Here is a 24258-nt window from a genome sequence, read left to right as displayed (position 1 = left end):
ACGCTATTGGGCTTTGGTCAATTGCTTGAAATGGTAACGAATCAGCATCAACAAGCATATCGATACCAAAATCAATCCAAGGATGCTCATGAGCCAAAAAGCCTCGGCATTGGGCATGGCGCTGAATGGCCCAAGACCGTTAAACGCCAGCTGGAAACCACCCGCTAATCCAATACCCCACAGCAAAATACTGTAGATGAATGCAGGTGCAATCGTTACCTTGAAGCTTCGCAAGATAAAAAAGCACAAGGTTTGTAATGCATCAAACAAGTGGTAAAAGCCAATGAAGATGAGCAATCGACCTGCCATGTTCGCAACATCAGTGTCTTTGGCATACAAACTGGCAATCGATCCATGGAAAAGCCATAGCAAGCAAGCCATGCTAAGCGCTAGCGCCATGGTGATGCGAAAACCGATGAACAACGACTGCTTCATCATGTCAAGCTGCTGGGCACCTTTCCAATAGCTCACACGTGCGCTGATGGCAATGGAAAATGACAATGGCATCATGTACAAAAGCGCAGCCATGCTGCTGGCAATTTGGTGACTCGCGGCCGCTGTGGTGCCAAATCGGGAAATAAACAAAGCCATCAATGTGAATGAAGTGACTTCTACTGTGACGCTGAAACCATTGGGGAGGCCCATGCGGCACATTTTTTTCAATGTTTGAGCGTCTGGGGGTTCGGGTTTCATCCAAACATTGAATGGTTGGTAAATACTGTTGAACTTCAGTAACAACAGGGCGATAACCATCATGCTGTAGTTGACGATGACAGTGGCTATTGCACAGCCAATCAGACCTAAAGCAGGCCAATCAAACATGCCAAATGTGAGCGCAATTGACAATGGAATTTTCAGCAACAAAGCCAAGATTTGGATGAGGGTGACCAGCTTGGGTTTGCCTAAGCTTTGATTGAGCGAACTAAACAGTCTGAAAAAAAGTGCAGGTGGCAATGCCAATGCCAAGATGGCCAGGTAATTTGTCGATTGATCTTGCAAATGAACTGGTACCTTCGTCCATTCCAAAAGATAACTGGGAGACAAGAGCAGAACAACGCCTGTGACAGTCAATCCAGCCCACAAGTAGAGCCCTTGACGAAAGACTCGACCAATTTTGAAATGTTCCTTGGCGCCATGTAACTCTGCAAACATGGGAATCAGAGCTTGCAAAATTCCTAGCAAGCCAACGTAGACAGTGATGTAGATGGCTGCACTGATAGAAAGAATTGCCAATGCCTCTGGGTCATACCGACCTGCAATGATGGTGTCCGCAACGCCAAAGCTCACAACAGCGAGTTGACCAACCAATACGGTTAGCGCGTGTTTGATGATGAGTCTTTGTTCACTCATACATCATGGACCAACTCTTTTGAAGATCAGTATTTCTTCATTTCTATCTGCGGGTCGTTTGCTCCTGTGCACCATTTGCCAGCCTTGAATTTCATTGGACATTGATAAAAGTTGTGAGCTTTTTCTTGTCATCAACCAATCACATGGTTGACCGTCTAACTTGCTGTGAAATTCAATGAAAACAAATTGTCCGTGGTAGCTCAGCCCTGCTAATTGATTGCGTTCAAGTCCATCCGCATAAACACAGCTCGGATAGTTCATCAAGGCAACCAATTGGGTTGACCATGGTCTGTAACTCAACGCACGATCCAAAATTGGTAACCACAGGGTCATCAACAATACCCAACACAGTGTGGCTCCACTGGCTGGCAGCACCAAGCTTTTCCAAATGACAGTCGGGTGCCTGCCAATGCGCCACTGCACCAATTTCAACCAGACTGCGGATACAAGCACGGCAACACTGAAACTCAGGACATCAAAGTTGTGAACGTACCCAGGCACCAGTCGCGCAACATTGAGGGCGGGTTGTGCTGGCACACCGGTTTGCAATGAAATCCAAACGCCCCAAATCATCAAAGCGCAACCAGTGAAAAAGAGCAAGGTGAACCAATCGATCAGGGCCGCCACACTTCGACTCAAGGTGGGCAAGGCAAACGCTGCCAATGCGGCCAAACTTGGGAGAGCCAACAACAATGTTTTTTCGGGGGCACGCGTGGTCAAACTGCCCATCAGGGTGACGATAAACACGAACAAGGGGAGGATCAGGTGTTGACTCCACAACTGTGTTCGCCAGTGACCACGCCATCGCCACAAGGTCCAAGCGGCCAAAGGCCAAGCTGGCCAGAGAAACCACATTAAAAGTTCCGCTTTCTCTCGCCAGTGCTGTGTCAGCTCTGCCGTGGGCAAAATTTGCCAAGTCCATAAATCCAAAGAGACTACCAACCCCAACAGACTGAACAATGTCAAAAGCATCAGCCCCACTTGTTGCAGTTGTGCTTGAGGATGTTTAAACCAGAGGAAACAAGAGCCCATGCCCAAAATCAAGGCCATGCTTGGTGCCCCGCTCATGGTCATCACCAACAACCCGCCAAACCAAACCACCAACGCTCTTTGGGGGAAGTAAGCCATGGCACTTGCACCCGCAAAAAAAATGGCAGTGCCAAATAGCTGCATGGCCATCGGAGTTGTTTCATGGCTAGGTAATGCCAAACCCAAACAGGCCATGTAGGCCAATAAACCAGCATCTGCCAACGATCTTGCATAGTCTTTGGGTTGCGCTTCACCCCCAAATGCAAAAGCAACGGGTTGTGCCCTCGGATTTCTGGCCAAATGATAGATGGCGTACCAGAGGAATGTCATGCTGGCCAATGACATCAAGCTAAAGGGCAGACGCACAGCCACTTCGGGCGCTAGCCAACCCTGGGTGGCTTGAATGCTCCAAGCACCCAACCAGTAAGGTAGGTAAGCTTTGAATTCAGGCGTGACACCTGCAAGTTGCAAATTGAAATAACTGGACTGCTCTTGGGCCAAGGACCACATATAGCCAAACGAAGCGACATCAATCCGTTTCCAAGGATCGTGGCCGGTCATCCCAGCCAAAACGTACAACAAGCAGATGCTGATGAGCGCCAATCGCGGTAGACGTCTAACCGCTTGCTGAGAAATCAAAGCAGGAGAGGGGGTATTCACAAGGCTGAGTTTGACATAAGCGGTTCATGGGATGACAAAAAAAAAGCAGCCTTGAAGCTGCTTCTTTTTGCCGAACACCAATCACTTGGCGGTGGATTTTCCATATTTATTACGGAAGCGCTCCACACGTCCACCCATGGTGTCAACAGATTTTTGAGTGCCTGTGTAGAAGGGATGGGATTCGCTAGAGGTGTCCAACTTGTACAAGGGCAACTCTCGACCGTCATCCATTTTGATGGTTTCTTTGGTATTGGCACAAGTGCGTGTGACAAATTTAAAACCATTGGACAAGTCTTGGAAACAGACTTCTCGGTACTCAGGGTGAATGCCATCTTTCATTTTGATTCCTTTTTCAATTCGACAGCCACAAGAGCCAATCTCCTGCACTTTTCGCAACCAAATATTATGCCTTAATGGGAGACTCAACCACCACGACGCATCAAATCGAAGAAATCGACGTTGGTTTTGGTGGCCTTCATGTTCTTCAACATCAATTCCATGGATTCAATTTCATCGAGGTTGTAAATAAATTGTCTCAATATACGGGTCTTTTGGAGGATTTCTGGGGCTAGCAGAAGTTCTTCTCGGCGTGTGCCACTGCGGTTCAATTGAATGGCTGGAAAAACTCTTTTCTCGTAAAGGCGACGATCAAGGTGAATTTCACAATTGCCGGTGCCTTTGAATTCTTCAAAAATCACCTCATCCATGCGACTGCCTGTGTCAATCAAGGCTGTTGCAATGATGGTGAGTGAGCCGCCTTCTTCGACTTTGCGGGCGGCACCAAAAAACCGCTTGGGCCGTTGCAGTGCGTTGGCGTCAACACCCCCAGTCAGAACTTTGCCAGAGCTGGGTACTACATTGTTATAGGCCCGAGCCAAGCGAGTGATGGAATCGAGCAGAATGATCACGTCTTTTTTCAGTTCAACCAATCGTTTGGCGCGTTCGATCACCATTTCTGCAACATGCACGTGGCGCGCTGCTGGCTCATCGAAAGTGGAGGCAATCACCTCTGCTTTCACTGAGCGCTGCATTTCGGTCACTTCCTCAGGTCGCTCATCGACCAACAGAACCATCATGTGGCTTGCGGGGTAGTTGGCTGCAATAGCGTGAGCGATGTGTTGCATCATCACCGTTTTGCCGCTCTTGGGCGGGGCGACAAGCAGCGCTCGTTGGCCTTTGCCAATGGGCGCAATGATGTCGATGATGCGGCCGGTTATATTTTCTTCACCTTTGATGTCCTGCTCGAGCTTCATGTGCTCACGCGGAAACAGCGGGGTCAAGTTTTCAAACATCACCTTGTGTTTGTTGTTCTCTGGTAGGTCACCATTGACTTGATCGAGTTTAGTCAAGGCAAAGTAGCGCTCGCCATCCTTGGGAATACGCACTTCACCTTCGATCATGTCCCCCGTGTGCAGATTGAATCTACGCACTTGGCTGGGGCTGATGTAGATGTCATCTGTGCTTGCGGTGTAACTGGTATCGGGGCTTCGCAAAAAGCCAAAGCCATCAGGCAAAATTTCAAGGACACCGTCTGCAAATACTTGTTCCCCTGCACGCGCACGCTTTTTGATGATGGCAAACATCAACTCTTGCTTGCGCAAGCGCCCAGTGTTTTCTATTTCGAGTTCTTCGGCTTGCTTTAAAACCTCAGACACATGAAGTGCTTTGAGTTCGTTCAGATGCATAGGGGTACTCCAGTGGGGAGTTGAGTCAGAAGAGGGGGGAGGATCGTGCTGGCAGCCTGCAAGCCTCGCAGGTGCTTAGCAACAAAGCCAAATTCAGCTTGGTTGCACTAAATGTGAATTATGACAGGAAAAAACAGGTTTAAGAAGCCAGTTGTTGATCGATGAATTCAGTCAATTGGGCCTTGCTCAATGAACCCACTTTGGTGGCAGCAAGTTGCCCGTCTTTGAAAAGCATCAAAGTGGGAATGCCGCGAATGCCAAACTTGGCTGGAATGTCACGGTTCTCGTCTACGTTCATTTTGGTGATTTGCAATTTGCCCGAGTAAGTTGTGGCAGCTTCATCGAGTACAGGGGCAATCATCTTGCAAGGGCCGCACCATTCCGCCCAAAAATCAACCAATACAGGTTGTTTGGCGTTCATGACAGTCGATTCAAAAGATGCGTCAGACAGGTGTTGGATGAGGTTGTTTGCCATAAGTATTCCTAGGTTTTATTCGATTCTAAAGGCAATTTGCTCAGGCCCTGGCTGTCAAGGTGGTCGCTGCTTCTTTCATAGAATGCCTGCATGTTTGTCCATCTGCGTCTCCACACTGAATTCTCTGTTGCTGATGGCACCTGTCGCATTGACGATGCCATCAACACAGCCAAGGCAGATGGGCAAGTGGCGCTGGCAATCACCGATTTGAACAACCTGTTTGGGACTGTCAAGTTTTACTCTGCGTGCCGACTAGCGGGTATCAAGCCCTTGATTGGGGCTGAAATATCCGTTCGTTTGGCGGATGAAGACTTGAATGCCGAACCAGCCAAATTGTTGCTATTGGTTCAAAACCACAAGGGCTATTTGAACCTGTGTGAATTGCTCACCAAGCTGTGGACCCAAGACGCTGTCCGCACGCACAACGCTCTTGATTGGCGCTGGCTTGAAGGTGACATGTCCGAAGGTTTGGTCGCCTTGTCGGGTGCACAAGCAGGACCGCTTGGCCCGTTGTTGATCGCTGGCAACATTGAACGAGCACAAACTTTGGCTGCAAAAATGAGCCAACTTTTCCCCGATCGCTTTTTCATTGAGTTGCAAAGAGCGGGCAGGCCAGATGACGAGCGCTACATCAGTGCTGCCGTTGATTTGGTGCAAAAGATGGGTTTGCCATTGATAGCGACGCATCCAATTCAGTTCATCAAAGAGGATGACTTTGAATCGCATGAAGCCCGTGTATGCATCGCACAAGGTGAAATTTTAGGCAATCCTAAACGCCCTAAACGATTCACTCGCAAGCAGTTTTTCCCTAGTGCCCAAGAGATGGTCGAACTATTCGCAGATTTGCCCTCTGCGGTTGCCAATGCGAATGCAGTAGCCATGCGTTGCAATCTGAGCTTGACGCTTGGCAAGCCTCAGTTACCCGCATTCCCGACACCTTTGGTGAATGGATCGCCGGTTCCAACAGATGACTATTTCCGATCAGTCTCTTTTCAAGGTCTGGAGAGTCGTCTTTTGCATTTGTTTCCCGATCCCTCTCTGCGGGAAGCCAAGCGATCTGTCTATGAAGAGCGCTTGAATTTTGAAATTGAAACCATTTTAAAAATGGGCTTTCCTGGCTATTTTTTGATCGTCAGTGATTTCATCAATTGGGCAAAAAGCCATGGTTGTCCGGTGGGGCCCGGTCGAGGTTCCGGCGCGGGCTCTTTGGTTGCCTACGCATTGAAAATCACCGACTTGGATCCTTTGCAGTACAACCTGCTTTTTGAGCGTTTTCTCAACCCTGAACGGGTCTCGATGCCCGACTTTGACATCGACTTTTGCCAGACCAATCGGGACAGGGTGATTGAATATGTAAAGAACCAATATGGTCGCGAAGCGGTCAGCCAAATTGTGACTTTTGGCACCATGGCTGCGCGTGCCGCCATTCGGGATGTGGGTCGTACCCTTGACATGAGCTACCCCTTTTGTGAAGGGCTGTCCAAGCTCATTCCCAACAAACCGGGACAGCACATGACGATTGCCATTGCGCTGGAACAAGAGCCGCAATTGGCACAGCGCATGGCGCAAGAGGATGAGGTCAAAATTTTGTTGAATTTGGCCCAAAAACTCGAAGGACTGACGCGCAATGTAGGCATGCATGCAGGGGGCGTTTTGATCGCACCTGGCAAATTAACTGATTTTTGTCCCTTGTATCAACAGCCCGGTAGCCCAGCCGCCGTCAGCCAGTTTGACAAAGATGACGTGGAATCCATTGGTTTGGTGAAGTTTGACTTCTTGGGTTTGGCGACCTTGACCATTTTGGAGATGGCCAAAAATTTGATTGCTGAAAACCATCCGGCCCAATCTGATTTCTCTTACGACGATATTCCTCTGAATGATGCGCGCACCTACCAACTGTTTGCCGATGGCAAAACAGAAGCCGTGTTTCAGTTTGAAAGTCGAGGCATGCAAGCCATGTTGCGAGATGCCAAGCCCACACGCTTAGAAGATTTGATTGTGTTGAACGCATTGTTCAGACCCGGACCCATGAGTTTGATTCCCAGTTTTGTGGCTCGCAAGCATGGTCGAGAGAAGGTGGAATACCCGCATCCATTGGCTGAACCTATTTTGGCTGAAACCTACGGCATCATGGTCTACCAAGAGCAGGTGATGCAGACTGCGCAGGTGCTGGGCGGCTACTCGTTGGGCGGCGCAGATTTATTGCGACGTGCCATGGGCAAGAAAAAAGCCGATGAAATGGCATTGCATCGTTCCATTTTTCGCGAGGGCGCATCAAAGAACAACATTTCAACCGAACAGGCTGATGCCATTTTCGATTTGATGGAAGAGTTTGCTGGATACGGTTTCAACAAATCGCATGCGGCTGCTTATTCGCTGCTGGCTTACCAAACAGCTTGGATCAAAGTCCATTTCACATCTGAATTTTTTAGTGCCAACATGACTGTTGAAATGGATGACACGGACAAGTTGAAGATTTTGTTTGATGACGCTCAGTCCATGGGGATTCAATTTGACCGTCCCGACATCAATGCTGGTGTGTATGCCTTTGTCCCATTGTCTAAATATCGAATACGTTATGGACTCGGAGCCATCAAGGGCACAGGACAGTCAGCCATCGAAGCCATTTGTGAAGCGCGGGCTGAGGGTGGTCCATTCAACAGCTTGTTTGATTTTTGTGCGCGTGTAGACAGATCTCGCATCAACAAACGGGCCGTCGAGGCCTTGGTTAAGTCGGGGGCATTTGATGGCCTAGGTGACAATCGCGCACAGTTCTTGGCTTCGGTTGGCCTGGCTTTTGAATATGCGCAGACGCAAACTGATCATGTGCATCAGGTCGGGTTGTTTGACGTTGAAGACAGCCATGGTTCGAGTAAGAACGAGCCCGCTTTAGAAATGGCTTCGCAATGGGGCGTGCGAGAAAAACTGACCCATGAAAAAGCAGCGGTTGGATTTCACTTGTCTGGACATCTATTTGAAGAAGCTCAAGCAGAGCTGCGTCAATTTCTCAAAACAAAACTCTCAGACTTGAGCGAAAGCAAAGAACCGCAATGGGTGACTGGCATTGTGCTTGATGAACGCACTATCAACACAGCCAAGGGGCGATTGACTATTTTTCTGCTTGATGACATGAGTGCATGCTTGGAGGTCAGCGCTGATGATGCTGTGTTTACAAAGTATAAAAATCTCATCAAGGAAGACTTACTGCTTGTGGCTCGCGTCAAAGTGCAAGTTGATCGGCGCAATTCAAGCCTGCGATTGACCTTGATTGACGCCATGGATTTGACCCAGGCCCGTTGTCAATTTGGAAAGTACGTCCGCTTATCGCTTGGTGCGGCTTTACCTGACATTGCAACACTGCTCACTCAATATCCACCCAGACCCATGAGCGGTTCTGTGCCTGATTCATCCGCTGGACTTGGGATGCGTTTGAATCTGCACGTAGGCGGATCAATCGTCGAACTGCAACTTGGCCAAAAAGCTTGCTTTTTTCCGACTGATGCTGCTTTGCAAATGATCGCATCTCATCCGAGCGTTAATGACATGTCAATCGTTTACGATTAGATTCATGTTCTTCAATATACCTACCCTCATGACTTGGACGCGAATTCTCGCGATCCCCTTGCTGGTTTGGGTTTATCAGTGGCCTGTAGAAATGCCATTGCGTAACTTGATCGCAACCCTGATGTTCATCATTTTTGCACTGACAGATTGGGCCGATGGTTACTTGGCACGAAAGCTCAATCAAACCTCTGCATTTGGTGCTTTTTTAGACCCTGTGGCAGACAAGATTTTGGTCTGCGCCAGTTTGCTTGTTTTGGTTGACTTGGGTCGCGTCGATGTGATCGTGGCGCTGCTGATCATTGGACGTGAAATTGCTATTTCTTCATTGCGTGAATGGATGGCGCAAATCGGCGCTTACAAAAGCGTGACTGTGCACATGCTGGGTAAAGTCAAAACCACGGTTCAGATGGTCGCTATTCCATTTTTATTGCTGGATTCGAACTTGGGTTGGGGAATCCATACCGGCCAGTGGGGGCGCATTTTGATTTGGCTTGCAGCCATTTTGACTGTTTGGTCCATGATTTACTACCTGCGCAAAGCTTTGCCTTATATCAAAGAAAACGCCAAGTGATGCCTTCACAGATCGGTTCAGTATTGAAAAACCGACTAGAATCAGCCCGCGCTAGAATGAGAATTCAGGATGCTCAATAGCTTGTAACAAGTTTTTTTCTTTTGTTCCAAGCCCTTCTTCATCCTTTTCTTCGTTCAAAATGCAAACCCATTTTGAACGTATCCATCAAAAAAATCACACCTGATGTCAAGGGGACCTTTGTGAATAAAACTGAACTGATTGAACATATTGCCGCCCACGCAGATATTTCCAAGGCTGCAGCAACACGTGCTTTGGAATCCACCATTGATGCCGTTAAAGCCACTTTGAAAAAGGGCGATTCCGTTTCTTTGGTTGGCTTTGGAACTTTCGAAGTGACCAAGCGTGCCGCTCGCAACGGTCGCAATCCAGCCACTGGCGCAGCGATCAAGATCAAAGCTGCCAAAGTGCCTAAATTTCGCCCAGGTAAAGCATTGAAAGATGCATTGAACTAAGCTGCGGATGCGGTGGGGTGCTTAGCTCAGTTGGTAGAGCGGCGCCCTTACAAGGCGTAGGTCGGCGGTTCGAGCCCGTCAGCACCCACCACCCACTCTAAGGCGAACTCTGGTTCGCCTTTACTTTTTCAAAGAGCCACGCCATGTTTGATTTCATCCGAACGCATAAAAAGATCATGCAGATTCTGCTGATCATTTTGATTTTTCCTTCCTTCGTTTTGTTTGGCCTAGAGGGTTACACCAGTTTTCAGAACAAAGGTGAAACAGTAGCCACAGTTGACGGTCTTGATATTTCCAAGGAAGAGTGGGATCAGGCTCACAAAATTGAAATTGATCGCATGCGTGCTTCCATGCCCGGCGTCGATACGAGCATGTTTGATACGCCAGCATTGAAGTATGGCGTTTTGGAAAGACTGGTTCAAACAAAAGTGCTTGAGGCGTCAGCACGAAATCTCAAACTGAATATTTCTGATCAACGTGTCGTTAAAACGATTTCAGACATGGAGGCTTTGGCGGCACTGAAGAAGCCTGATGGCACATTGGATATAGAGAAATACAAACAGTTGCTTGCTGCACAGGGCATGTCGCCCGAGTTGTTTGAAGCCCGTATGCGTGGTGATCTGTCTGTACGTCAAGTTGTCAACGGCGTAACGCAAAGCACTCTCACGTTTCCTTCGCAAGTTGATGTTGCCATGCAAGCCTTTAAGCAACAGCGGGAGGTGCAGGTTGCCATTTTTTCTGCCTCGGATTACTTGGATCAAGCCAAACCTTCCGATGACGAGCTTAAGGCTTATTTCAACAAGCACGCTGATGAATACAAGTCGATTGAAACTGCGGACATTGAATACGTCGTTCTCGATCTTGCATTCATAGAACAAACCATGGTTGTGAACGAGTCAGAGTTGAAGTCGTACTTTGACCAGAATCAAGCTGCATTGGCTGGCAAGGAGGAACGACGCGCGAGTCATATCTTGATCAATGCGCCCAAAGGGTCAAGCGAGGCCGATCTAACAAAAGCCAAAGCCAAAGCAAGTGAGCTCTTAACCCAATTGCGTCAAAAGCCAGAAGATTTTTCAGAGCTCGCCAAAAAATTCTCTCAGGATGCGGGTTCTGCACCCAATGGTGGAGACCTTGATTATTTTGCCAAAGGCGCCATGGTCAAACCATTTGAAGATGCCGCTTTCAAGCTCAAACCCGGCGAGATCAGTGATGTTGTTGAATCTGATTTTGGATTTCACATCATCAAGCTCACTGACATCAAAACTGCATCGGCTGGTAATTTTCAACAATTACGCCCTCAACTTGAAGCCGAGTTGAAGAAGGAGCAGGCTAGAAAAAAATATGCTGAATTGGCAGAACAATTTTCAAACCTTGTCTACGAACAATCGGATGGTTTTGACGCTGTTGTGCAAAAGCTGAAGTTGCCTGTCCAAAATGCCAAAGGAATCACCCGCGAGGTGAATGGTGGTGGAAAAGTTATTTGGGCGGATCCAAACTTGTTGAAATCTATTTTTTCCCAAGAAAGCATCAGTCGCAAGCGCAATACCGAGGCTGTCGAAACGGCACCCAATCAATTGGTTTCAGCTCGCATCACAGAATATCGTCCATCAACACAATTAAGCCTAGACAACGTCAAGCAACTGGTTGTTCAGGCCTTGCTTCGAGAGAAATCTTTGGCGTTGGCTGTCAAGGACGGTCAATCCAAATTATCGCAATGGCGCGACAAGCCTGAGACAGGTTCTTGGCAAGTTCCCGTCACCATTAGCAGGGAGCAGACGCAGCAATTGCCTGCCAACTTGGTTGATCTCGCAATGCGTGCTGATGACAAAAAATTGCCCTCGGTGCAAGGAGTCAGTCTGGGTGCGAAGGGATTCGGCATTGTCAAGATCAACAAAGTCGTGCCAGCTCCAACTGCTTCGCAGTCCCCCGAGTCCTTGGATCGCTTTACGCAGGCTTGGGCAACTGCTGAAAATCTTGCTTACTTCAATTTGCTTAAAGATCGTCTGAAGGTTTCTGTCAAAGTACCCGATCCACTTCTCAATGACGCGGCCAAATAAGGGGTTATCAGCCCGTTGAATTGATCGTTATAATTTATCTCCGCGGTGGCTGTAGCTCAGTTGGTAGAGTCCAGGATTGTGATTCCTGTTGTCGTGGGTTCGAGCCCCATCAGCCACCCCATATTTCCATCTGATTGCATGTCGGAGTAAAACAATGCCTGGACTTATTCCTCAAATTGATCCGGATGGCTTGCTGGAATTCTCGGTTGTCTACACCGATCGCGCTTTGAATCACATGTCCAAACGCTTCCAAGGCGTGATGTGCGACATCTCCAAAATCCTCAAGTCTGTTTATCAAGCCCATTCATCTGTTTTGGTGCCAGGCAGTGGCACTTTTGGCATGGAATCTGTTGCCCGGCAGTTTGCCAATCAGAAAAAAGTGCTGGTGCTGCGTAACGGCTGGTTCAGTTACCGCTGGAGCCAAATTTTTGACATGGGGCACATTCCTTCAGAAACGATTGTCCTGAAAGCGCGCCCGCTGACGGATGCTGTTGACGCCTCTTGGGCCCCTTGCCCTATTGATCAGGTGGTTGCCACCATCAAGACAGAAAAACCCGCTGTTGTTTTCGCCCCGCATGTCGAAACCTCGTGCGGCATGATCTTGCCTGATGATTATTTGAAGCAAGTTGCAGACGCTGTTCACTCGGTTGGCGGCTTGTTTGTCTTGGATTGCATTGCATCTGGTGCCATGTGGGTTGACATGCGTACAACAGGCGTCGATGTCTTGATCAGCGCGCCTCAAAAAGGATGGAGTGGCTCACCTTGTTGTGCCATGGTCATGTTGAGTGAACGTGCCAGACATGCCATTGACGCGACTCAAAGCAGCAGCTTCGCGTGCGATTTGAAGAAGTGGTTGCAAATCATGGAGAGCTATGAAAATGGCTCGCATTCCTACCACACGACCATGCCAACTGATGCCTTAACGCGTTTGAGCGAGGTCATGCAAGAAACTCAGGCTTACGGGTTTGAAAAAGTTCGTCAAGAGCAGATCGAACTTGGTCACCGGGTCAGGGCCTTGCTTGAAAGCCGTGGTTTTGTCAGCGTCGCCGCTTCTGGATTCAAATCTCCAGGGGTGGTGGTCAGCCATACCTCGGACCCCCAACTTCAAAACAGCCAAAAATTCCTTGCTTTGGGATTACAAACAGCTGCTGGCGTTCCTTTGCAATGTGACGAGCATAAAAACTTCATGACCTTCAGGATCGGCTTGTTTGGTTTGGAAAAGCTTCATCACATTGACCGAAGCGTTGGCCACTTGAGTGCCGCTCTAGATCAGCTTGGGTTTGTTGAAAAAATACCCTTGGCAGCTTGAGCATGCTTTTGCAAATCGGTCTGTTTCTTCTACAGTCGATATCGCATTTGGTGGTTGCAAGTTTTCTCTTGAGGTTTTATGCCTTTCTATTTCGAATCAATATCAGTTCGAACAGTGCAGGCTTGGGTCAATTTCTTTTCGCTGTGACTGATTGGGCCGTACTGCCGCTGCGAAGTTTTTTGCCACGTTTATCTCGGATTGATTTATCTTCTTTGCTGCCAGCCTTGGCCATTTTGCTGCTACTGAGTTTGGTCAAGTCGTGGGTAATGACACGCCAAATCGACTTGTCGCATGTGTCTTATTTGTTTATCTTTGACACGTTGAGTTTGATCATTACCTTGCTGACAGTGATGCTCATCATCCAAGCCGTGCTCAGTTGGATTCAACCGCAATCGCATGTTCAGTACTTCCTGCATCAACTGTCTGATCCTCTGCTAAGACCAATCAGAAACTTCATGCCGCTTATAGGTGGCATCGATCTTTCACCATTGGTGGCCTTGTTGATCCTACAAGTGCTAAGCATGGTGATTCACAGTTACAAGTTTTAAAAAAACCTCTCAGCCCTTTATCTTGAGCTGAGAGGTTTGTGTCAAGTTATGAAAATCTAAATCAGTCAAAGACCTGCATTTTGCTGGGCCACCATCATGTAAAGCATGGAGATGGACAGCATGGTGTTCACCCGCGAGGTGAGCATGGCCACACGCGCTGCCTTGGCTTTTTCAGGGGCTTCAACAGTGACGATTCCTAAGGCTTTCTTTTGGTTTGGCCAAATGATGAACCATACATTGAAGGCCATGATCAAGGCTATCCACATGCCCAAGCCAATGGCCACAACGCCAGGCTGAAGGGTGAGGGCCATCATCAAATAACCTTGCATCCAAGCCACCAACAATCCAGTGATGACCGTGGCCAAAGCGGCGTAACGGAACCAGAACAATGCCGTTGGGGCGATCACTTTGCTGATGGCAGGTTTTTGCTCATCGGGAATATTGGGCATGGATGGGATTTGCACGAAGTTGAAATACCAAAGCAAACCAATCCACATGACACCAGACGCCACGTGCAGCCAGCGCATCACAAATGTGCCCCAGGCATGGCTAAAAGGAATGCTGGTGCCTGATATGGATGTTTCAACCAGCAAAATAATGATCAATAAGACCACGCCAGCGATGACGGTCTTGAGGAGGGATTGCAGAATTTGAGCCATGAAGTACCTTTACGTGAAGTCAAACACCATTCAAACCATGCATTTGTACAACCAACGCATGAACGAAACTTTTAGATTTTGCCACTGAACTTGAGACCTGCAATTACTCAGGGTTGACCATGACCAATTTGCCTTGCACCGCCCTGGAATTCATGCGTTCATAGGCTTGCATCAACTGATCCATGGGCATGGTGCTGTCGATAAAGGGTTTGATCTTTTTGTGCTCATACCAATCGGTCAAGGTGACCATCATTTCGGCATTCTTCTGAGGCTCTCGCTTCGCAAAATCTCCCCAGAAAACGCCAACGATGGACGCTCCTTTGAGCAAGGCCAAATTCCAGGGCAGGGCAGGGATGGGACCCGCCGCAAAGCCCACCACCAAATAACGTCCACGCCAGGCGATGGATCTGAAAGCCGGCTCGGAGAATTCACCCCCCACTGGGTCGTAAATCACATCGGGTCCTTTGCCCTGTGTCAAGGCTTTGATTTGTTCACGGAAGTCTCCGTTGGTGTAATTGATGACCTCATCTGCACCCAATTGACGGCAGAGCGCGCATTTCTCGTCGGTGGATGCCGCAGCAATCACTTTGGCACCCATAGCCTTGGCGATTTGAATCGCCGAGGAGCCAACGCCACCTGCCGCGCCCAAAATCAACACGGTTTCACCCGCCTGGAGTTCAGCACGGTCCACCAGGGCATGGAAGGAGGTGGCATAGATCATGATGAAAGCCGCAGCATCAACGGCGTTGAAGCTTGGCGTGAGGGGCAAGCACAGCTTGGCAGGCGCCAAGGTGTGGGTGGCGAAGCCGCCCGTGCCAGACAAGCACGCCACGGTTTGGCCTACTTTCAAATGCTTCACATCGCTGCCGACGGCTTCAATCACGCCAGCGTATTCCGAGCCCGGCACAAAGGGCAGGGCTGGCTTCATCTGGTATTTGTTTTGAACGATCAACAAATCGGGAAAATTCAAACTGGCCGCTTGAATTCGAATCAGAACTTCATCTGCCCCTGGGGTGGGTGTGGGCAGTTCGGTCCATTTCAATGCTTGTACACCAACCGGGTTCTCGCAAAGCCAAGCTTTCATGGTTTCTTCCTCAAAAATTAAAAGTGGATAGCTAAATTCTTCTCAATACTGAAACGGCTGCGCCGGATCAACCCAGGCGGCCCCTACAATGACATTTTCCCCAGGATACGCATGAGAATTTTGATTTCCAATGACGATGGTTACCAAGCGCCTGGCATTATCGCCTTGTACCAAGCCTTGAAAGATATTGCCCAGGTTGAAGTCATCGCGCCAGAACACAACAACAGTGCGAAATCCAACGCTTTGACCCTGCAGTCGCCTATTTACATTCGGCATGCTGAGAATGGTTTCAAGTACGTCACTGGAACGCCAGCGGATTGCGTGCACATTGCCCTGACGGGACTTTTAAATTACAAACCCGATTTGATCGTCTCTGGCATCAACAACGGTGCCAACATGGGTGATGACACCATTTACTCGGGAACTGTAGGTGCTGCCATGGAAGGCTACCTGATGGGCATCCCAGCCATTGCTTTTAGCCAGGTAGAGCGCGGCTGGACTCATTTGGACGATGCCGCTCTGCGTGCCAAAGACTTGGTTTTGGCCCTGATGGCAGACGCCTCATTGAATCAAGCCCCTTGGCTGGTCAACGTGAACATTCCAAACTTACCCAAAGAGAAATTGGGTTTGAATCAATTGTGTCGCTTGGGTCGGCGTCATCCTGCACAACAGGTCATCACCCAGCAAAGCCCGCGTGGCGAAACCATGTATTGGATTGGCAGTGCAGGGGCAGCCAAAGATGATGCCCACGACACTGATTTCTACGTGACGTCTCAAGGCCATGTTTCTTTAACACCATTGCAGGTTGATTTGACCGACCATGAAGCGCTTCCTTTTTGGCGGACATCCATTGCGAACTGGAACGCGCAGGCATGAAAGAACGACCCAGCTTCCCGGCCAAGTTGCAATCGTCCGTGGCGCCGGTGTCTAAGCAGCCTATTTCATCCAAAACATGGACGGCGTCACTTCAAGCCCAAGCGAAATCACCTCTACAAAGCACAGCTGCTTCAGGTTTTGGACTGGATTCAGAAACTGTTCGTGCAGCCATGGTTCGCAAACTGATGGAGCAGGGCGTTGAAGACGAGATGGTGTTGAATGCGCTCGGTTCGGTGGAGCGCCACAAGTTCATTGACAGTGCCCTCGCCAACCAAGCCTATGAGGACACCAGCTTGCCCATTGGTTTCGGTCAAACGATTTCCAAGCCCAATGTGGTGGCCCGCATGATTGAACTCTTGCGCCAAGGAAACAACTTGAAAATCACCGGCAAACTTGGTCGGGTATTGGAAATTGGGACCGGTTGCGGCTACCAAGCAGCGCTGCTCAGCAAGGTTTCGCAAGAGGTCTACAGCATTGAACGCATTAAGGGACTGTATGAAAACGCCAAGGAAAATTTGCGACCCATGCGCATTCCGAATTTGCATCTCATCTTGGGAGACGGCATGCTGGGATGCCCTGCGGGCGCACCGTTTGCAGGCATCATTGCCGCGGCCGGTGGGGACGCCATCCCACAAGCTTGGATCGATCAGCTGGCCGAAGGCGGACGCATCGTGGCACCTTTGGCCGGTGCGCAAGGCGTCCAGAGTTTGGTGGTGATCGACAAGCGTTCATCGGGTCTGCATCAAACCTTGTTAGAACCAGTGCACTTTGTTCCTCTCAAATCAGGTGTGATCTGAATGAAAAAATCTCTCGACACCTTGGCCGCCCGTACCTTTTTGGGTTTGTTCATGATGCTTGCTTTGATCTTGACGGGTTGCGTCAGCTCAGGGCGCAGTTCGCCCGCCCCTGTTGAAGATCATCCCACCGTCAAAAAGAAACAAACGACGAAAGCAACTTCACCAGCACAAACACCAGTGCCAGCGCCCACCACTGCCGCACCAGATCAAGCTGCCAAGCCGGGGTATTACACCGTCAAGCAAGGCGACACATTGATACGCATTGGCTTAGATCACGGTCAAAATTGGCGCGACATCATGCGTTGGAATGCGTTGGAGAACCCCAACCTGATTGAAGTTGGGCAGGTCTTGCGTGTGGCATCGCCCTCTGCCATTGCTTCATCAGAAGAAGTGGTGGTCAAACCCGTCACGCCACCAGGCCATGTGGCGGGCTCCCAGGTCGAAGCCAAACCCAATCCGCAAAATCAACCGCCCGCCACCAACACAATTGCCCCTGAGGGATCAGAGGAACAACTGACATTTTTGTGGCCGGCCCAAGGCACTGTGTTGGCTGGCTTTGATGAGGCCAAAAACAAGGGCATCGACATTGGCGGCAAATTGGGTGAACCTGTGTTGGCCTCTGCGGATGGCAAAGTGGTTTATGCCGGTTCGGGCTTGCGAGGTTATGGCAACCTGGTGATCTTGAAACACAACAACACGTATTTGACGGCCTACGCCCACAACCAAACCTTGCTGGTCAAGGAAGACCAACAGGTCAAGCGCGGTCAGAAAATTGCAGAGATGGGCAACTCGGATTCAGAGCAAGTCAAATTGCACTTTGAGATCAGGAAGTTAGGCAAACCTGTCGATCCCGCCAAATTACTTGCGCCTCGCTAAGCACTACGCCTCAGCGCTTTAAAAATGTCAAACAGTCCGTTAACCATTGAATCCATGGATTTGGAAGCGCAAGGTATTGCGCACCGAAGTGATGGGAAAGTGGTGTTTGTGGAAGGCGCACTGCCGTTTGAAGTGGTCAGCGCCAACATCCACCGCAAAAAGAACAACTGGGAGCAAGGCAGCTTGCTGCAGATTCACCATGAATCCTCTCAGCGCGTGAAACCTCATTGCCCCAATTTCGGTTTGCAAGCAGGTGCCTGTGGCGGCTGCAAGATGCAACACCTGAATGTGTTGACCCAAGTTGCCGTCAAGCAAAGGGTGTTGGAAGACAACTTATGGCACTTGGGCAAGGTCAAACCCTTGCAGATCCTGCGTCCCATTCAAGGCCCGGACTGGGGTTACCGGTACCGTGCACGTTTATCTGTTCGCTATGTCATCAAAAAATCCAAGGTCTTGATTGGCTTTCATGAGCGCAAGAGCCGCTATGTGGCCGACATGGAAAGCTGCGCAGTGTTGCCGCCCCATGTGAGCGCATTGTTGTTACCGCTTCGAGACTTGATTGGTGGTTTGGATGCCAAAGACAGCTGCCCGCAGATTGAAGTGGCTTGTGGCGACACAGTCACTGCATTGATCTTGCGACACCTGTTGCCTTTGTCGGATGCCGACACCCACTGCCTGCAGCAATTTGCCCATGACCACCATGTGCAATGGTGGCTCCAACCCAAAGGTCCCGACTCGGTTCACCCCTTGGCCTTGGCCGACGGCGCTGAAGCCGAATCGCTTTTTTACGGACTTCCCCAGTTTGGCTTGTCCATGCATTTTCGCCCCACCGATTTCACCCAAGTCAATCCGCACATCAATCAGGTGTTGGTCTCCAAAGCCATGGGAATGCTTGATATTCAACCCACAGAGCAATTGATTGATTGGTTTTGCGGCTTGGGCAATTTCACCTTGCCGATGGCCACCCTGGCCCGTCATGTGATCGGGGTGGAGGGCAGTCAGTCCTTGCTGGACTGGGCTCAGAAAAACAAAGATTTGAATTCACGATGTGCATTGGATGGAAGTCATGCTCAGCCGATGTGTGATGTTGAATTCAGGTCACGCAATTTGTTTGAGATGGGTACGGAAGACTTGGCGTCCTTTGGCCATGCGGACAAGTGGTTGATCGACCCGCCGCGCGAGGGCGCATTTGCGTTGATCAAAGCCTTGGCCGCATTGAAAGCCGATCCATCGGCACAGTGGCAAGCACCTGCACGAATTGTTTACGTCAGTTGCAACCCTGCCACCCTGGCCCGGGATGCAGACTTGTTGGTGAACACAGCGGGCTACGAATGCTCAGCTGCTGGCATGGTGAACATGTTTCCCCACACAGCGCATGTGGAAAGCATTGCTGTTTTCAATTTGAAAAAATAAAAGACTTTTTCAGCCTTCACAAGCAAAAGGAAGAAGGGCCTGAAAAATACAAACGGCCCATAGGACCATAAAAAAAGGCCTCGAAAGGCCTTTTTGGGAAGATCGAAGCGCGGAGGGCTTAGTCTCTTTCGCCGCCCATCAATCCAAGCAAGGCCAACATGCTTTGGAAAACGTTGAACAGGTCCATGTAGAGTGCAAGTGTGGCACTGATGTAGTTGGTTTCACCGCCATCAATGATTTGTTTGATGTCAAACAGCATGTAAGCACTGAAAATACCAATCGCGAGCATGGAGATGACCATCATGCCAACAGATGAGCCCACGAAGATGTTGATGATGCTGCCCACCATCAACACGATGGCGCCGACAAACAACCACTTCGCCATGCCACTCAGGTCGCGCTTGATCACTGTGGCCAAACTGGCCATGAGGAAAAACACACCGGCTGTGCCTCCAAAAGCGGTCATCACCAGCTCGCTGCCGTTTTTAAATCCAAGCACCATGGCAATCATGCGCGAAAGCATCAATCCCATAAAGAAAGTGAATGCCAATAAGACCGCAATCCCCTTGGAGGAGTGTTTGGTTTTTTCAATGGCGTAAATGAACCCGAAAGCACCGGCCAAGAAAACAATCAGGCCCAAACCGCCGGAGAGGGCGTAACTCAAGCCAGTGGTGATACCAACCCATGCACCCAAAACAGTGGGCAACAAGGTCAAGGCCAGCAACCAGTAGGTGTTTTTGAGCACCTTGTTGCGCTCAGAGGTGACCGAGCCTGTATCGGCATAGTTGAAGTTCTGAATTTGTTCGCTCATGTGAATAACTCCTATAGAGGTAGATATAGCAGCAATTCTAACTTTTTCAAGGGCTTGATGCCAAAAGGGTTATGCTTGGTTTTTTAACAATGCAATCAGGCCACAAGCATGCAAACAAAATCATTTCTTGAATTGGCGGACATCAAAAAAATAGCCGCAGCAGCAGAGGCCGAAGCCATCAAGCATGCTTGGGCCGTCACCATTGCCATCGTTGATGATGGCGGACATCTGTTGTGGTTACAGCGGCTTGATGGTGCGGCACCGGTTTCGGCCCATATTGCACCTGCTAAAGCGCATACAGCGGCTTTGGGTCGGCGTGAAAGCAAAATCTACGAGGACGTCATCAATTCCGGTCGCTATTCTTTCCTGAGTGCGCCAGACCTCAAAGGCCTTCTGGAGGGCGGTGTTCCCATCATCAAAGATGGCCAAGTGATAGGTGCCGTAGGTGTGAGTGGCGTCAAGTCCAATGAAGATGCGCAAATAGCCAAGGCGGGCATCGCTGCATTGGGTCTTTAAAGCCTCAGGTCCGTTCAGTACGTCAATCTTTCAGGGCGGATTTCTTGCAAGATGGTGGTGGCTATTTCCTCGATACTTTTGGTCGTGGTCGACAGCCATCGAATACCGTGTCGGCGCATCATTGCTTCACCGTCATGAACCTCTTGTTTGCAATTTTCCAAACTGGCGTATTTTGAATTGGGCCGTCGTTCATTTCTGATTTCGCTCAAGCGTTCTGGCAAGATCGTCAAGCCAAATATTTTGCTGAGATGCGGTTTGAGCGCTGGCGGTAATTGTTGGCGTTCAAAGTCCTCAGGAATCAACGGATAGTTGGAGGCTTTGAGGCCGTATTGCATCGCCAAATACAAACTCGTGGGTGTTTTACCGCTCCTGCTCACCCCCACCAAAATCACATCTGATTTGTCTAAATCCGAGTTTTTTTGGCCATCGTCATGCGCCAAACTGAAGTTGATGGCTTCGATGCGGTCGTGGTAGGCCTGGCTCTTGCTGATGTCCGAAAAGCGGCCAATGCGGTGGTTGGATTTGATACCAAACTCAAGTTCGAGTGGTTTGACAAACGTACTGAACATGTCCATCAAAAGTGCATTGCAACCATCCGCTAAAACCTGCAATACCTCGTCTTTGGCCAGGGTGGTGAACACAATGGGTTTGACTCCTTCGGCTGCGGCGGTGGCGTTGATTTGAGAAGCCGCTTGTTGGGCTTTCTCAACCGAGTCAATGAAGGGCAAACGCACATGCCGGGGCTGCACTTCAAACTGCGCCAAGATGGCATTGCCAAAGGTCTCCGCCGTGATGCCGGTTCCATCTGATACAAAAAACACGGTGCGATTGGGCATGAGCAGTCCAGGGTGCGCAAGATTAGGCGCCTAAAATAGGAAGATTCCCTATTACAACATGCACCGCCCCGAACCGATGTCCATTCCAACAACAAGACAACATCAGCGTTTGCGCGAGTGCACGGCAGGCCGTCCAAGGAGCACCGCCTGCCCCGACCCCGTTTTAACTTTTGGAGTCTTGCCATGTCAGCGCTTTTCAATTCGACCGCCCTGGTCGTACCGTTTGAAAACTTAAGGATGTCCGACGTCGAGTCGGTTGGCGGAAAAAACGCCAGTCTCGGCGAAATGATCTCTCAACTCCCCAGTGGGGTTCGCGTCCCCACCGGCTTTGCCACCACTTCCCATGCTTTTCGCATTTTTTTGAAGCACGAGCAACTCGACGAACGCATCCAAGCCGCATTAGACGCCTTGGACACCGACAACTTGCACGATTTGTCAACCACCGGTGAAAAAATCCGTGCTTGGGTCACGGCGCAACCCTTTCCCGCCCAATTGGAAACCGAGATCAAAGCGGCTTATGCGGTGCTCAATGGCCATGCCACCGCTGCCTCTTATGCGGTGCGTTCCTCAGCCACCGCCGAAGACTTGCCCGATGCTTCTTTTGCGGGCCAACAAGAGAGTTTTTTGAACGTCTTGGGGATTGATGACATTCTTCACAAAATCAAAGAAGTGTTCGCGTCTTTGTACAACGACCGCGCCATCAGTTACCGTGTGCACAAAGGCTTTGCCCATGCCGATGTGGCGCTTTCTGCGGGTGTTCAGCGCATGGTCCGCTCAGATTTGGGAGCCGCCGGTGTGATGTTCACCATGGATACCGAGTCGGGTTTTGACGATGTGGTCTTCATCACCTCCAGCTATGGCTTGGGCGAAACCGTGGTGCAAGGTGCTGTGAACCCTGACGAGTTCTATGTGCACAAACCGATGCTTCGGGCTGGCAACAAAGCCATCGTGCGACGAAGCCTCGGATCCAAATTGATTCAAATGAATTTTGCAAGCGAGGCACAACGTCAAGCTTCTGGCAAATTGGTGCACACCACCGATGTCCCTGCCGAGATGCGCAACCGTTATTCATTGAACGACGACGAAGTGTCCGAATTGGCCCACTACGCCCTGATCATCGAAGCGCATTACGGTCGCCCGATGGACATCGAATGGGGCAAGGACGGCATGGACGGCAAGTTGTACATCTTGCAAGCTCGGCCTGAAACTGTGAAGAGCCAAATGAAAGGCCAGACCGAACTGCGCTACAAACTCAAAGGGGAAGGCACCGTTTTGGCGGAAGGCCGTGCGATTGGTCAAAAAATCGGCACTGGACCGGTTCGTTTGGTCAACAGCTTGGCCGAAATGGATTTGGTGCAAGCCGGTGATGTGCTCGTGACCGACATGACCGATCCGAACTGGGAACCTGTGATGAAAAAAGCCAGTGCGATTGTCACCAACCGAGGCGGCAGAACCTGCCACGCAGCCATCATCGCCCGCGAGTTGGGCATTCCTGCGGTGGTGGGGTGTGGCGACGCCACCAGTCGTTTGGCCAACAACACTTTGGTCACCGTCAGTTGCTCGGAAGGCGATACGGGGTTCATCTACGACGGTTTGCTCGAGACCGAAGTCTCTGAGATGCAGCGCGGCGACATGCCCAGCATTTCCACCAAGATCATGATGAACATTGGCAACCCAAGTTTGGCCTTTGACTTTGCACAACTGCCCAATTCGGGCGTGGGTTTGGCGCGACTGGAGTTCATCATCAACAACAACATTGGGGTGCATCCCAAAGCCATCTTGGATTACCCGCACATCGATTCCGACTTGAAAAAAGCGGTTGAATCGGTGGCCCGAGGACACGCGTCACCCAAAGCATTTTTTGTCGACAAAGTCACCGAAGGTGTGGCCACCATTGCCGCAGCTTTTTGGCCCAAGCCCGTGATTGTTCGGCTGTCAGATTTCAAATCCAATGAATACCGCAAGTTGATTGGCGGCGGCCGCTATGAGCCTGAAGAAGAAAACCCGATGCTGGGTTTCAGAGGAGCTGCTCGCTATTTGAGCCCAGAATTTGAAGAAGCTTTTGCCATGGAATGCGAAGCCTTGAGGCGGGTGCGCGGTGAAATGGGCTTGACCAATGTGCAAATCATGGTGCCCTTTGTGCGCACCCTGGGGCAAGCCAAACGCGTGGTGGACTTGTTGGCCGCGCACGGCCTGCGTCGCGGTGAAAACGACTTGAAACTCATCATGATGTGCGAGGTGCCCAGTAACGCCATCTTGGCCGAGGACTTCCTGGTCTACTTTGATGGGTTCTCCATCGGCTCGAATGACTTGACCCAATTGACCTTGGGGCTGGACCGGGACTCCGGCATGCCCTTGCTGGCTGCTGACTTTGACGAGCGTGACCCGGCGGTGAAATTCATGTTGCTGCGGGCCATCCAAGCTTGCCAAAAACATTCGAAATACGTGGGTATTTGTGGCCAAGGCCCCAGCGACCACCAAGATTTCGCCAAATGGTTGGTCGAGGCAGGTATTGAATCCATTTCACTCAACCCCGACAGCGTGGTGGCCACATGGCAGGCCTTGGCTGCTGGCTGAAAGCCCCCGACGAAGTTGAGTACAATGATGGGTTTCCCACCTTGCTACACCACGCATGACGCTGTGGGTAGCTCAATCCACAAGGAGAGTTC

Annotated in this window: 21 protein-coding genes and 2 tRNA genes; 14 read left to right on the top strand and 9 right to left on the bottom strand. The window is 50.1% G+C overall.

Features of this window, described 5'->3' with window-relative positions; translation table 11 throughout:
* Window positions 1-3 precede the first annotated feature (3 nt).
* The 5 genes from AC8GFP_RS13005 to trxA form a co-directional block, all read right to left on the bottom strand.
* Window positions 4-1350 (bottom strand): MATE family efflux transporter, encoded by a 1347-nt coding sequence (locus AC8GFP_RS13005; protein WP_506613865.1) that lies wholly within the window; start codon window positions 1348-1350, stop codon window positions 4-6.
* Window positions 1351-1353: 3 nt separating this feature from the next.
* Entirely contained in the window at window positions 1354-3039 is a 1686-nt protein-coding gene (locus AC8GFP_RS13000; RefSeq protein ID WP_506613863.1) for a hypothetical protein, read from the bottom strand.
* An 81-nt stretch (window positions 3040-3120) separates the two neighbouring features.
* A complete protein-coding gene (locus tag AC8GFP_RS12995) occupies window positions 3121-3378 on the bottom strand; it encodes a type B 50S ribosomal protein L31 (protein WP_506613861.1) in 258 nt (85 codons plus the stop codon).
* Window positions 3379-3461: 83 nt separating this feature from the next.
* The gene (gene rho / locus AC8GFP_RS12990) at window positions 3462-4724 is read right to left on the bottom strand and encodes a transcription termination factor Rho (protein WP_506613859.1); all 1263 of its coding nucleotides are present in this window, start codon (window positions 4722-4724) and stop codon (window positions 3462-3464) included.
* 139 nt (window positions 4725-4863) lie between these two features.
* Window positions 4864-5199 carry a thioredoxin TrxA gene (trxA, locus tag AC8GFP_RS12985; RefSeq protein ID WP_506613857.1) on the bottom strand — a complete coding sequence of 112 codons (336 nt, stop codon included), beginning with the start codon at window positions 5197-5199 and terminating at the stop codon, window positions 4864-4866.
* A 90-nt stretch (window positions 5200-5289) separates the two neighbouring features.
* Here trxA and dnaE point away from each other — a divergent pair, with 90 nt between their 5' ends.
* The 8 genes from dnaE to AC8GFP_RS12945 all read left to right on the top strand — a co-directional run bounded on the left by dnaE (window position 5290) and on the right by AC8GFP_RS12945 (window position 13721).
* Window positions 5290-8763: a DNA polymerase III subunit alpha gene (gene dnaE, locus AC8GFP_RS12980; RefSeq protein ID WP_506613855.1), complete on the top strand. Its 3474-nt coding sequence runs from the start codon at window positions 5290-5292 to the stop codon at window positions 8761-8763.
* Between the two features lie 4 nt (window positions 8764-8767).
* On the top strand, window positions 8768-9334 hold the full coding sequence (pgsA, locus tag AC8GFP_RS12975; protein WP_506613853.1) for a CDP-diacylglycerol--glycerol-3-phosphate 3-phosphatidyltransferase: 567 nt from the start codon (window positions 8768-8770) through the stop codon (window positions 9332-9334).
* 200 nt (window positions 9335-9534) lie between these two features.
* Entirely contained in the window at window positions 9535-9807 is a 273-nt protein-coding gene (locus AC8GFP_RS12970) for an HU family DNA-binding protein (RefSeq protein WP_506614002.1), read from the top strand.
* Between the two features lie 15 nt (window positions 9808-9822).
* Window positions 9823-9898: transfer RNA gene (locus tag AC8GFP_RS12965), tRNA-Val, on the top strand.
* 52 nt (window positions 9899-9950) lie between these two features.
* Window positions 9951-11864 (top strand): SurA N-terminal domain-containing protein, encoded by a 1914-nt coding sequence (locus AC8GFP_RS12960; protein ID WP_506613852.1) that lies wholly within the window; start codon window positions 9951-9953, stop codon window positions 11862-11864.
* 45 nt (window positions 11865-11909) lie between these two features.
* Window positions 11910-11985: transfer RNA gene (locus tag AC8GFP_RS12955), tRNA-His, on the top strand.
* A 33-nt stretch (window positions 11986-12018) separates the two neighbouring features.
* Entirely contained in the window at window positions 12019-13173 is a 1155-nt protein-coding gene (locus tag AC8GFP_RS12950; protein WP_506613850.1) for an aminotransferase class V-fold PLP-dependent enzyme, read from the top strand.
* 2 nt (window positions 13174-13175) lie between these two features.
* Window positions 13176-13721: a YggT family protein gene (locus AC8GFP_RS12945; RefSeq protein WP_506613848.1), complete on the top strand. Its 546-nt coding sequence runs from the start codon at window positions 13176-13178 to the stop codon at window positions 13719-13721.
* Between the two features lie 65 nt (window positions 13722-13786).
* Here the strand turns inward: AC8GFP_RS12945 and AC8GFP_RS12940 are convergent, their stop codons facing one another.
* Together AC8GFP_RS12940 and AC8GFP_RS12935 are read right to left on the bottom strand one after the other, a co-directional pair.
* Window positions 13787-14380 (bottom strand): hypothetical protein, encoded by a 594-nt coding sequence (locus AC8GFP_RS12940; protein ID WP_506613846.1) that lies wholly within the window; start codon window positions 14378-14380, stop codon window positions 13787-13789.
* A 103-nt stretch (window positions 14381-14483) separates the two neighbouring features.
* Window positions 14484-15464 (bottom strand): NADPH:quinone oxidoreductase family protein, encoded by a 981-nt coding sequence (locus AC8GFP_RS12935; RefSeq protein WP_506613844.1) that lies wholly within the window; start codon window positions 15462-15464, stop codon window positions 14484-14486.
* Window positions 15465-15575: 111 nt separating this feature from the next.
* Between AC8GFP_RS12935 and surE the strand changes: the two genes are divergently transcribed.
* Genes surE through rlmD form a run of 4 tightly spaced genes read left to right on the top strand, consistent with a single transcriptional unit; the run spans window position 15576 to window position 19426 of the window.
* Window positions 15576-16340 (top strand): 5'/3'-nucleotidase SurE, encoded by a 765-nt coding sequence (gene surE / locus AC8GFP_RS12930; protein ID WP_506613842.1) that lies wholly within the window; start codon window positions 15576-15578, stop codon window positions 16338-16340.
* Window positions 16337-17137 carry a protein-L-isoaspartate(D-aspartate) O-methyltransferase gene (locus tag AC8GFP_RS12925; protein WP_506613840.1) on the top strand — a complete coding sequence of 267 codons (801 nt, stop codon included), beginning with the start codon at window positions 16337-16339 and terminating at the stop codon, window positions 17135-17137. Before surE ends, AC8GFP_RS12925 begins: the two co-directional genes overlap by 4 nt.
* Window positions 17138-18013: a peptidoglycan DD-metalloendopeptidase family protein gene (locus tag AC8GFP_RS12920; protein ID WP_506613838.1), complete on the top strand. Its 876-nt coding sequence runs from the start codon at window positions 17138-17140 to the stop codon at window positions 18011-18013.
* A 24-nt stretch (window positions 18014-18037) separates the two neighbouring features.
* Entirely contained in the window at window positions 18038-19426 is a 1389-nt protein-coding gene (gene rlmD, locus AC8GFP_RS12915; protein WP_506613836.1) for a 23S rRNA (uracil(1939)-C(5))-methyltransferase RlmD, read from the top strand.
* A 118-nt stretch (window positions 19427-19544) separates the two neighbouring features.
* Here rlmD and AC8GFP_RS12910 read toward each other — a convergent pair whose 3' ends face one another.
* Complete coding sequence (locus AC8GFP_RS12910; RefSeq protein ID WP_506613834.1) at window positions 19545-20237, bottom strand: Bax inhibitor-1 family protein; 693 nt, start codon at window positions 20235-20237, stop codon at window positions 19545-19547.
* 108 nt (window positions 20238-20345) lie between these two features.
* Between AC8GFP_RS12910 and AC8GFP_RS12905 the strand changes: the two genes are divergently transcribed.
* A complete protein-coding gene (locus AC8GFP_RS12905) occupies window positions 20346-20753 on the top strand; it encodes a GlcG/HbpS family heme-binding protein (protein WP_506613832.1) in 408 nt (135 codons plus the stop codon).
* A 14-nt stretch (window positions 20754-20767) separates the two neighbouring features.
* On the opposite strand, the gene ppsR is transcribed toward AC8GFP_RS12905, so the two are convergent.
* Window positions 20768-21589, bottom strand: a complete 822-nt coding sequence (ppsR, locus tag AC8GFP_RS12900) for a posphoenolpyruvate synthetase regulatory kinase/phosphorylase PpsR (RefSeq protein ID WP_506613830.1) — start codon at window positions 21587-21589, stop codon at window positions 20768-20770.
* A gap of 183 nt (window positions 21590-21772) precedes the next feature.
* Here ppsR and ppsA point away from each other — a divergent pair, with 183 nt between their 5' ends.
* Window positions 21773-24166: a phosphoenolpyruvate synthase gene (gene ppsA / locus AC8GFP_RS12895; RefSeq protein WP_506613828.1), complete on the top strand. Its 2394-nt coding sequence runs from the start codon at window positions 21773-21775 to the stop codon at window positions 24164-24166.
* Window positions 24167-24258: the final 92 nt, after the last annotated feature.

Origin of the sequence: Limnohabitans simekii (SeqCode), assembly GCF_965234735.1 — a bacterium.
Taxonomy (GTDB): domain Bacteria; phylum Pseudomonadota; class Gammaproteobacteria; order Burkholderiales; family Burkholderiaceae_C; genus Limnohabitans; species Limnohabitans simekii.
This window is presented reverse-complemented; position numbering and strand designations above follow the sequence as displayed.